This window comes from Bariatricus sp. SGI.154, assembly GCF_050313795.1.
Taxonomy (GTDB): domain Bacteria; phylum Bacillota; class Clostridia; order Lachnospirales; family Lachnospiraceae; genus CAMBRQ01.
Genome location: NZ_JBNPMC010000065.1, coordinates 1 through 8848 on the forward strand (window position 1 = coordinate 1; position 8848 = coordinate 8848).

The 8848-nt window shown below is 42.9% G+C and carries 10 protein-coding genes and 1 pseudogene; 3 read left to right on the plus strand and 8 right to left on the minus strand.

Going from position 1 to position 8848, the window contains the following annotated elements; all coding sequences use genetic code 11:
- Positions 1-121: 121 nt before the first annotated feature.
- From ACQRBN_RS17145 to ACQRBN_RS17180, 8 genes and pseudogenes are all read right to left on the minus strand, one after another.
- Positions 122-811, minus strand: coding sequence for a GNAT family N-acetyltransferase (locus ACQRBN_RS17145; protein WP_427740306.1), 690 nt, complete (start codon positions 809-811; stop codon positions 122-124).
- 272 nt (positions 812-1083) lie between these two features.
- The gene (locus ACQRBN_RS17150; RefSeq protein WP_427740307.1) at positions 1084-1725 is read right to left on the minus strand and encodes an alpha/beta fold hydrolase; all 642 of its coding nucleotides are present in this window, start codon (positions 1723-1725) and stop codon (positions 1084-1086) included.
- A gap of 115 nt (positions 1726-1840) precedes the next feature.
- Positions 1841-2392 (minus strand): DUF1643 domain-containing protein, encoded by a 552-nt coding sequence (locus tag ACQRBN_RS17155; RefSeq protein ID WP_427740308.1) that lies wholly within the window; start codon positions 2390-2392, stop codon positions 1841-1843.
- 130 nt (positions 2393-2522) lie between these two features.
- Positions 2523-2837: a hypothetical protein gene (locus ACQRBN_RS17160; RefSeq protein WP_427740309.1), complete on the minus strand. Its 315-nt coding sequence runs from the start codon at positions 2835-2837 to the stop codon at positions 2523-2525.
- 13 nt (positions 2838-2850) lie between these two features.
- Positions 2851-2997 (minus strand): annotated as a pseudogene (locus ACQRBN_RS17165) (plasmid recombination protein); the annotation flags it as partial.
- Between the two features lie 228 nt (positions 2998-3225).
- Positions 3226-4011, minus strand: a complete 786-nt coding sequence (locus ACQRBN_RS17170; protein ID WP_427740310.1) for a reverse transcriptase domain-containing protein — start codon at positions 4009-4011, stop codon at positions 3226-3228.
- Between the two features lie 85 nt (positions 4012-4096).
- On the minus strand, positions 4097-4903 hold the full coding sequence (locus ACQRBN_RS17175; RefSeq protein WP_427740312.1) for an ExeA family protein: 807 nt from the start codon (positions 4901-4903) through the stop codon (positions 4097-4099).
- Positions 4893-5351, minus strand: coding sequence for a Mu transposase C-terminal domain-containing protein (locus tag ACQRBN_RS17180; RefSeq protein WP_427740314.1), 459 nt, complete (start codon positions 5349-5351; stop codon positions 4893-4895). Before ACQRBN_RS17180 ends, ACQRBN_RS17175 begins: the two co-directional genes overlap by 11 nt.
- 183 nt (positions 5352-5534) lie before the next feature.
- On the opposite strand from ACQRBN_RS17180, the gene ACQRBN_RS17185 reads away from it, so the two are divergent.
- From ACQRBN_RS17185 to ACQRBN_RS17195, 3 genes are read left to right on the plus strand one after another with little or no spacing between them, the layout of a single operon-like run.
- Positions 5535-6779, plus strand: coding sequence for a site-specific integrase (locus ACQRBN_RS17185; RefSeq protein WP_427740315.1), 1245 nt, complete (start codon positions 5535-5537; stop codon positions 6777-6779).
- On the plus strand, positions 6776-7753 hold the full coding sequence (locus ACQRBN_RS17190; RefSeq protein ID WP_427740316.1) for a tyrosine-type recombinase/integrase: 978 nt from the start codon (positions 6776-6778) through the stop codon (positions 7751-7753). Before ACQRBN_RS17185 ends, ACQRBN_RS17190 begins: the two co-directional genes overlap by 4 nt.
- The gene (locus tag ACQRBN_RS17195; protein ID WP_427740317.1) at positions 7740-8762 is read left to right on the plus strand and encodes a tyrosine-type recombinase/integrase; all 1023 of its coding nucleotides are present in this window, start codon (positions 7740-7742) and stop codon (positions 8760-8762) included. The genes ACQRBN_RS17190 and ACQRBN_RS17195 overlap by 14 nt, the downstream gene beginning before the upstream one ends.
- The last annotated feature ends 86 nt before the right edge of the window (positions 8763-8848 follow it).

Sequence of the window (8848 nt, forward strand, 5' to 3'; positions counted from 1 at the left end):
ATCAAAATAGAATCTGTTGCCTACAAATAACACGACACAAAGCGAGAAATGCCGTGTTTTCGTTAATAGACACAGTTGTCTAGGAGCTTTTTTTCTACAAATTCCGATTTGTCTTTCTTGTTTAGCCTATTGTACACAGTTTACCTCTAAGAACATATCCTATCTTCTCGTAACAAGCATTCGACGCGGTATAATCTGCATCTGTATAAAGCATTGGAACATATCCCGCACCCATTGCAAGTTTTGTAACCTGATAAACCAGATTTTCGGCATAATGTTTCCTGCGAAACTCAGGTCGAGTAAACACAAGATTGATAGATGCCATATTCCCATCAGGCGCGAATTTACAGCTTGCGACATTATTCCCCTGTTCATTCTTCCATAAAAACATATTTCCTGTATTGATAAATGCTTCTGCATCCATACGATAACCGTCACGATCCTTTTGATCAATCCCTATTTCTCTATGAAACAAATCCATAAAATCTACCAATTCATCAATATCTTCGCTACTGCACTGGTGAATCGAGCCATCAGCTATCTTGGTCGGCTTTACAGGATTCTGGCAATCATACGCGAACATATTGATAGAAATGGAAAGCGTTTTACCATCCGCAGCAGCCCTTTCAATAAAAAACTTCGCCAAATCATACTTGAGGTTAAAGCGATATTCGCCGTTTAGCAAAGAATGTTCTGATGCAATCTGATAAGTTTTCTCCATTTCTGCTTCAGATGCATCGTCCGGAGTCCATATCCATATTGGAAATGGATTACCCGTAAAGCAAATGATCAGCCTTTCATGGTCGGTCAAAAGCAATTCTTTCTGCCAATAATACGGCGAAGCACAAAAAATGTATATTTGTCATCCTCCAATATTTTAAAATCTCTTTCATCCACAAAGTTATCCATAGTTACCTCCTCAAATCCCGATTTCTCCGCTTCGGGCATACTCGAAGTTATTTTAACGTGATCATAAACTTTTCAATCAAATGATTGATTATGTCCGGTTCATCCGTATTAGAATTGTGTCCTGCCCCTTTAATCCATTTGATCGGTATCCCGGTCTTTTTGTGCCATGCTTTATTATACCGGATACAGGAACCGGCATGGTCTTTCATACCGCAGATGGGAAGGATATTTAATTTCATATGGAAGATCCGCCTCCATCGCATCCGCCAGCATCCTGAAACCATGTCCTGACAATCCGGCATATCTTTTCTGGTCTCCATCATAGACCATCATGATATCCCTCATCAGCTTTCTCCCATATTCAGAAGCCGCAACACCATTTGTACCCGATTTCAAGAGGGATTTCCATGGATAATGACGATAAACAGGCTCCATCCTTTTCAAAAGCCATATTTCAATGCCGGTTACATATTCTCGTTGTAAGGGAGCCGAATCAATGGAAACAAAGTCTTTCATTTTATCAGGGAAAAGCTGTGCATACGCCTGTCCCACATAGCCGCCCATAGACTGTCCGATGATAACAGGTTTATGGAAGTTTTCCTTACGCAGTATCTCATCTAACCATCGTGCTTTATCCATCAGACTGAAAGTCAGTTCAAAAGACCAGGAAGAAGCATGACCCGGAGCGTCCCATACAAAAACAGGAAATTTCTTTTCAAAAAAAGCGATCTGTTGATCAAACAGCCTGTGTCTGCCGTCAATCCCGGTAAAAAAAACAATTCCGCATTTGTGTTTTCCGCATCTTTGCTGATCCAATAATGAATCATTCCACATGATGTCTGATATGTTTTTTCAATCATTATTGCTGCCTCATAAAATATCGTTCTCTCTTCTCAAGCGCTTTCCCGCAAAAGGAGAATTTAATTCTTTTTTATTTTGTCCAGTAATGAGTGATATCAAAACTTTCTGACTTTGCCGAGAACGAAAGTCGTGAGGGATGCCGTGGATTATTATGTTTAGTTGTAGATATTATTTTCCCATTTACCTCTTCTCCGAAAGCAATAAATCTACAAGAATACTTGTTGGCTATACCGTAAATATCATGTAGACAATTGATAAGATAATCACGCTCAACTATTGGATTTCCCCAAGCCGCCCATATAGTTAAATTTGTTTTCTTTAAATATCTTTCTATATAACACAGATTCTCTTTATGTAAATCATCACTTCGTGTACAGGGCAAGCATTTAGGATTAGTAGAACGATACGGATAAACATTAAGCATAATCCAACTATCAAAACCATTTCTCTTTGCAATTTGCTCAACCATATGTAATGTTTTATCTGCGTATTCGTTATTTGCAGTACTTGGATTAACTCCAAAACAAATAAGCGGATTATTCCCGGAAACGCCTAATACAAAACGCTTACATATATCGTCTCCAACATAAATGTCTGGTACAACTTCCCATTTATATTTCACTTTATCCTCCTCCTGGCTTAATGTAAATACTCTCCCCTACAAATACCGATCTGTTGCTCAAAGTATAGCACATCATCACATATCTTGCCACAAGAAATAAGGGGCATAACCACAGCCATACCCCAAATCCCTACCGCTCCAATGCCCTCTCGATTTTCTGTTTCTGCCCTCTCAAATCGTTCTGTTTCTCGTACAAGCTGTCACGTTCTTTGCAAAGTGATTTCATGCGCTCCAACTGCGCCCTCACTCCCTCCCGGCAATCCGGTTCTATCCGTTTATATTCCCCTGTCAGACTGCGTATCTCATTATTGTTTGATTTTATCTGCTCCGACACGCATATCCAATCAATCAGATTGCGTACTTCCATATCCATATCATACAAATCTGTTTCCGAAAGAATTTTCGCACACAGCCGAACCATGACTTTTTTCTCCATATCTGTCACTGTATCAATCCCCCTATCTGCTCATTTCAAATGCACGTTTCGGACGTTTATCTGCCTTTTCTGCCCGTTCCAGAGCCTTAGACCGCCCTACTATCGACTGTATCTGTTCTCTGCCGAAATAACGCTCTAAACGCCCCAAATCCGCCGTTTTCTCCTGCAATCATACGACCAGTGGCGGTACAAAAATATCCCGAATTAGATACCTCGAATCACTGGCATAAAGTAGTCCCCTCAAAGGAGTTAAGCGACTATCTCATAGAAGCCTTGAAAAAGGACGCTGAATCCGATTAAAAACCGCTTTTCTTCCCCAAAATAGGGTAGAGGGAGAATAATTTTCTCGCCCCTCCCATTGAACCGTACGTACGGGTCTCGTATACGGCTCTACAATTTATATTCCAACTTTCACTAAGTAATAGGATAAGGGATTGAGCAGACCAACTCCATCTTTTATCCTATTTTCAAGTAAATCTTTGCTGATAATGTAATTCACTACGTTCATTCCGCTTCTTCTGTACCACCCAAGTCGTGAATTCGCAACTTTCTTAATATCTTCATGTCTGAATCCATTGCGATTCTTCCAGTTTAGGTAACACAGGTTTCTGTAGATGGTTTTCGGCTTCTTCCATTGCTTCATGACTATCACTCTTATTTTGTGTCTCAGCCATTGTCCAAACCCTTCCATAAACTGCTTCATCAACCCGATTCTAAAGTAATTAATCCATCCTCTCACGATCTCATTTACTCGCTTGATTGTAGCCACCAGAGGTCTTGCTGTTGCTTTCCCTCTTTTCAGATATTCACTCAGTTTCCTCTTGAGTTTCTTTTTCTTTTCAGTGGTAGGCTTTACTTTCCATTCACCACCGTTTTTCAGAAACGTGAATCCCAGATATTTGCTTCGTGTCGGCCTGACTACTTTCGTTTTTGTTGCATTTACTTTTAGGAATAGTTTCCGTTCCAGCCAATCACTTATGGAGTTCATCACTCGGTTTGCCGCCATTTCACTCTTTGTGAAAATCAATACATCATCTGCATACCTTGTGAATCGGAGCCCTCTGTGTTCCAGTTCTTTGTCCAGCTTATCAAGGTAGATATTCGAACATACGACTGAAAGGGGACCGCCTTGTGGCACGCCGGTGATTGTTGAGCGGCAGATTCTCGTCACCACCAACAGCATATTATTGCAGACGTCAAACTGAAAACAGCGGCAGAATCGCGTCTTAAAATCACGTTTCTGTCGCTGTTCCAGCGTCTTATCGTAACTATGTCAGGGACTGGTTATTGGCTGCCGCCAATACAACCTCAGCATCAATCGTATGCTTATCCTGCTGGGCCCCGATCGTCAAGGCATCCGTCATCAGGTTGTCGATCTTCCGGGCATTGCCTTCACTGTATCCGTGGATTGCACTGACCGCGTCCCCTCCAAGGATGGTCCGGCTTCCTCCCGCAAGCTCCAGCTTATGCTGGATGTAATCCGGCACTTCCTGGTCAGTTAATCCCTCATAATTATAATGGACTGTGATCCGCTGGCGGAGGGCTTCATGTACCTGTTTCTCCAGGATGTGGTTCAGATACGGCTCGCCTACCAGCACCAGGCTGAAGCAGTTCAATGAATCATAACTGTAATTCATCAGCATCTTCAGATCCCGCAGGATGTTATAATTCAGATACTGCGCTTCATCGATCGCAAGAATCAGGGGCTGTTTCTTTTCCTTATACAGATAATACACCCGTTCCTGTATCGCTTTGAACATCTGGGTTTTGTTCCCGCTTGGCTCCAATCCAAGAAGATCGCAGAACTGGCGGTAGAACTCCGTCACGCTGATCGTGGACAGGTTGATGTACGCCGTCTGGTACTGGTTTGGGTTCAGACCGTTCATGAAGCACCGCAGGGCGTAGGTCTTGCCCATTCCGGGCCGGGCGGTAAATATCCCGATGCCGCGTACGGTTTTCAGATAGTCGAGGCGTGACTGCATCTGCCGGTGGTCCTGTGACCGGAACGCGTCACGTTCTTTTATACACTGCTTATCAAAAGGATTGAAAGAAAGACCATAATAATCAGTGAACATTGCCGGATGCCTCCTTTCCATAATCGATCTGTACCGGTTTCTCACGCCGGGTCTGTCCGTTTGCCACCCGGTCCGTCAGCCTCAATGGGTAATGTTCTCCTCCATAAAGGATATAAGCATTCTGTATATCCCCGGGCAGAAAACGGACCTCTATCTTCTGCCCTATGAACTGCATTGGCGCGTCATAGACATCACCGCCGAAATGGACCGTTGCATCCCGGTTTACCCTGCGGATGATCCGATTGTGGAAACATTCTTCCAGCCATTCCCGGCTGCGTGGCTTCCGTATCCGTTCATTTGTGCCCAGATACCGCTGAAGTGGTGTCTGTCCCGTTACTGAATGGATGGTGGTATTATGTTTCCGGATATACTCCATGAGCATACGGTTGAACTCTTCCAGCGACTGTATCTGGGACAGATCGATGCCGTACAGCCAGCGCTCTTTCAATGTCCGGAAATTCCTCTCTACTTTGCCCTTGTTATGTAAAGATTTACATAACAAGGGTTAAGTAAAGATTTTTCTTATGTAAAGAAACATCCGCTGAACCCATGGGAATCCATAGATTCAGCATAGATTTCTTTACATAATAACCCATTGGCGTATCATGAGACTGAAAGGAGGATCTGTCTCATGATCACAGATATACAACAGCTAATAAATGCCTGCGAACAGGAACTGCATGACAGGGAATATCATGCTCATCATGCCGGTTTCATCACAAATGAATGGAAGGTTATAAGTCAATGGTGCCAAAAGAAGAATTATTCTGAATTCTCACAGGATATCGGCTTCCGGTATTGTGATGAAATGATCGGCGCACACATTATCACCAAAGGGATGACCCATAAGCAAAAACTGCAATTAAGGGCAGCCCGTATGCTGGTTTCTTACCAGAGGGATGGAGATTTTGAGTTCCGTTCCCCTCGTGTGGAACGCACCTACCAGGGCGAAACTGGACGCCTTATTCTCCAATTCTTCCAACATGAAAGAAATATCGGCCGTTCAGAAAGGACACTGGAGTGCCGGGATATCTACCTGTATCCGTTTAATCAGTTTTTGCTTGAGCACGATTTAGACTTTAGCAGCTTAAACATTGATACTATCGAAGAATACTTTACATCGATGGGATATGAATTATCCAGCCGCCATAATAGTGCCAATCATCTCCGGCAGCTGTTCCATTATCTTTATGATAATGGGTACACCGCTACGGATAATGCGTTGTATGTACTAAAAGACCAGTACCGTAAGCAGTGTAAGCTCCCGACAACCTACACGGAGGAAGAAATCTCCCGGGTTCTGTCTGCCGTTGACCGTTCATCTGCTATCGGAAAAAGGGACTATCTTATTCTGCTACTTGCAGCACAGTACGGATGGCGCACCGGAGATATCGTCAGTTTTAAATTCAGCCAGATTAACTGGGATAAAAATATCATTTTATTTGACCAGAGAAAAACTGATATTCCGGTAGAGTATCCATTACTGTCCTCCGTGGGGAATGCTGTGATAGATTATCTAAAACACGGACGTCCCCAAACGGATGCACCTGAAATAATAGTTTCAGCCGAAGCTGGCAAACATGGCACTCCTTTGAAGCCCCCAACAGTTCACTCAATCGTAAGCAGATATATGCGGAAAGCAAACATTAGCCGTTGGAAGGAAAAACGGCATGGGGCACATTCCCTCCGGCACAGCCTTGCCTCAAACCTGTTGAAGAACAACGTATCTATGCCGGTAATAAGCACGGTGCTTGGCCATCAGAGGACAGAAACCACAAAAATTTATCTTAAAGTGGATACGGAAAAACTGTCATCGTGCCCTCTGCCGTTGCCAAAGATGAATTCACCCTTTTATAAGGAGGTGTGTTCCAAATGAGCCGTCCTGAGTTTAAATCCGGTTTTGCAGATGAGATCAATAAATATATTGATTACAAGGTTGCCAATGGCTATAAAGAGAAAAGTTATATGATCCTTCTGCGCGAGTTTGACCGTTTTTGTGTCAGGCGCGGGATTACGGATGTTTCTTTTACCAGAGAAGATGCTGATGCATGGTCTGAAAAACGTGAGACCGAAGCGACAACCTCCCACTATGCCAGAGTGAACAAGATCAAATGCTTTATGGAGTATCTGAAGCTGAAAGGTTATGATGTCTGCCTTTTGCACGATGTGTTCTTCAAAGCAACAGACTTTCAACCTCATATCTATACCGAAGATGAAGTCAGAAGATATTTTAACGCTGTTGATACTTATTCTTCTGACAGAAGCAAACTGGATGTGATCATACTTCCTGTTTTCTTCCGGCTTTTGTATTGTTGCGGCACCAGGATCAATGAAACGCTCGGCATCAGGAAAAGGGATGTTGACCTGGATGCCGGAATAATAAAACTGCTCGAAACAAAAAATGACTGTGAGCGGTATATTGTATTGAACCCTGAGATGAAAGGACTCCTGATACAATTCGCTGACAAATGTTTCTATCTTTATAAAGATGACGATTACATTTTTCCTTCCATTGCCAAAACACGCAGGGACGGAAAGCGGATTTATGAGCTTCACCGCCTTCTGTTACAACGTGCCGGAATTCCCTATATCGGAGGCGGCCATGGACCCAGGATACATGACTGGCGCCATACATTTGCCGTAAGATCATTCAAGCAGATGATCGACCATGGAATGGATATGTATGTGGCTCTGCCGGTCCTGTCAACTTATCTGGGGCATAAGACCATTTATGCCACGGAACGTTATGTACGTCTGACTCTGGATCTATATCCATACATTGAGGAAAAATACAGTCAAAAGTTTAACAGTATCTTCGGAAAGGCGGCGCATCTTCATGAAACAGACTGATTTTGCCATCTGCCTGAACCGGTTCCTGGCGGACTATCTTGTTAACAAACGCGGAAGCACTCCCAAAACAATTGATTCCTACCGTTACGCATTCATCTTTCTGCTTGATTATTATGATGAAGTCCTTCATATATCCGCAGACCGGATGACACTTAGCGTATTAACCTACGAACATTTACTGAACTTTTATGACTGGCTGCAGACAGAAAGGAAGAACAGTATTTCTACGCGGAATCAACGTCAGGCAGCGATAAACAGTTTTATCCATTTCCTAATGTATGAAAAACCAGACTTTTTAAATGAATACCAGAGAATTCTTGGCATTCCAATAAAAAAAGCACCCCAAAAAGAAATCTCTTATCTGAAAACAGATGGGGTTTCTGCGCTGATAAGCTGTGTGGATACACATAAAACGAATGGCTTGCGGGATTATGTGATACTTATGCTCCTTTACACAACAGGGATCCGGGTAAGCGAACTGATCAATATCCGGGTGAGGGACTTATCCCTTCATAAACCTTATACCCTGCTCGTACATGGGAAAGGCCAGAAAAGCCGGTATGTTCCATTGCTGAAGGATTCCATTCCGATCATTCAGGATTATTTAAAACATATGAAATATACGAAACCTGAGAAAATGGACGAATGGCTGTTTGTTAATCATATGAACAGTCAATTCACACGGCAGGGAATCAATTACATTCTCTCCAAATATAGTGACAGAGCCAGAAAAAATGCTCCTGATCTAATACCTGCTGACCTAAGTCCGCATAAAATGCGGCATACGGCAGCAATGGAGCTGGTAGATTCTGGAGTGGATCTTATTTACATACGTGATCTTCTCGGGCATGTAAGTGTTAAAACAACTGAAATATATGCAAAGGCTGACGCAAAGCTGAAACGGGCATCTATTGAAGCGGCAAGTAAGGAAATCGTTCCACCCGAAGAAGCCCAATGGGACAGCAATGATGACCTGAAATCCTGGCTAAAGACCTTCAGCAAACGTTGATTATTATGTAAAGAAATCTATGCTGAATCTATGGATTCCCATGGGTTCAGCGGATGTTTCTTTACATAAGAAAAATCTTTACTTAA